The 1,286-nt window shown below is 71.9% G+C and carries 1 protein-coding gene and 1 pseudogene; both read right to left on the bottom strand.

Annotation, left to right across the window (positions count from 1 at the left end):
- Positions 1 to 52: 52 nt before the first annotated feature.
- Complete coding sequence (gene rpe / locus G6021_RS13165) at positions 53 to 721, bottom strand: ribulose-phosphate 3-epimerase (protein WP_179525340.1); 669 nt, start codon at positions 719 to 721, stop codon at positions 53 to 55.
- 116 nt (positions 722 to 837) lie between these two features.
- Positions 838 to 1,286 (bottom strand): annotated as a pseudogene (locus G6021_RS13160) (alpha/beta hydrolase); the annotation flags it as partial.

The following is a 1,286-nucleotide window of genomic DNA, read 5'->3' as shown; positions in this document are numbered from 1 at the left end:
AGGGACTCGCGCTCACGGCGCCGTCGACCGTCGTCCGGCCCATCCGACATCGTCACGCCCGTGCGTCCGCCGCCCCCGCGCGCAGGGTCTCGATCATGGCGTCGGGGTCGGGCGCGCCGTAGACGGCGGATCCGGCGACGAAGACGTCGCAGCCCGCGGAGGCGGCGTCCCCGATGGTGCGCGAGTCGATGCCGCCGTCGATCTGGATCAGCACGTCGAGCCCGCGCCGGTCGATCTCCGCGCGCAGCGTGCGGACCTTGTCGAGCACCTCCGGCATGAACGACTGGCCCCCGAACCCGGGCTCGACGCTCATCACCAGGACCAGGTCGACGTGCTCGAGCAGATCGAGGTACGGCTCCACGGCCGTGCCCGGCTTGAGGGAGATGCCGGCCCGGCAGCCGCGCGAGTGCAGCAGGTCCGCGACGGCCCTCGGATCGTCGGTGGCCTCGACGTGGAAGGTGATGCTGGCCGCACCCGCGTCGACGTAGTCGCCCACCCACCGTGCCGGGTCCTCGATCATCAGGTGGCAGTCCATCGGCTTGTCGGTGACCTCGCCGACCGCCTTCGCGACCGGGGCGCCGAAGGACAGGTTGGGGACGAAGTGGCCGTCCATCACGTCGACGTGGATCCAGTCCGCGGCGGGGATCCGCTCGATCTCCCGGTCCAGGCGGGCGAAGTCGGCGGACAGGATCGACGGCGCGATGAGCGGCTGGTACGACATGCCGCCCAGTCTAGGCGGGCGGGCGCGAGCGGACTTCCCAGGGCGTGGACCGGAGCCGCCTCGGGCTCTCACGTAGCCGGGCTTTCACATAGTCGGGCCCTCAGCTGGCCGGACGATCAGGCGCCCGGACCCGCCAGCGAGAGGCAGAACTCGAGTTGGTCGGCCACGATCTGCTCGAAGTACGGGTCGACGTAGGGGTCGAAGTGCTCGCACGGGTACTCCAGATACCTGCCACGCGGCATCCGCTGAGCGGCCCGGCGCGCGGTCGCCGCGGGAGTGATGGCGTCCCGGGTGGCGATCTGCACCAGGACGGGGCACGCGATCCGTCTCGCGTGCCGGATCGGAGAATAGAAGCCGATCCGCACCAGGATCCGGGCTGCGACGTACTCGGGGAAGTCGCCGCGCTTCAGTCCGGAGTCCGCCGCCAGGCGGTCGACCGCGGGGTCGGCGTCCGGGCTCGTCATGGCACCGGCCTCCCCCGGCTTCCCGACCAGCGGGACGTACCGGGGCTCCCCACGCCGGGCCGCGCGCCAGAGGTCGCCGATGATCGCGGGGGTGAGCCTGA

The sequence above is a fragment of the Dietzia sp. CW19 genome (assembly GCF_014145265.1).
GTDB classification, from domain to species: Bacteria; Actinomycetota; Actinomycetes; order Mycobacteriales; family Mycobacteriaceae; genus Dietzia; species Dietzia natronolimnaea.
The sequence above is the reverse complement of the archived record's forward strand: the minus strand, read 5'-3'. Positions and strand labels throughout refer to the sequence as shown.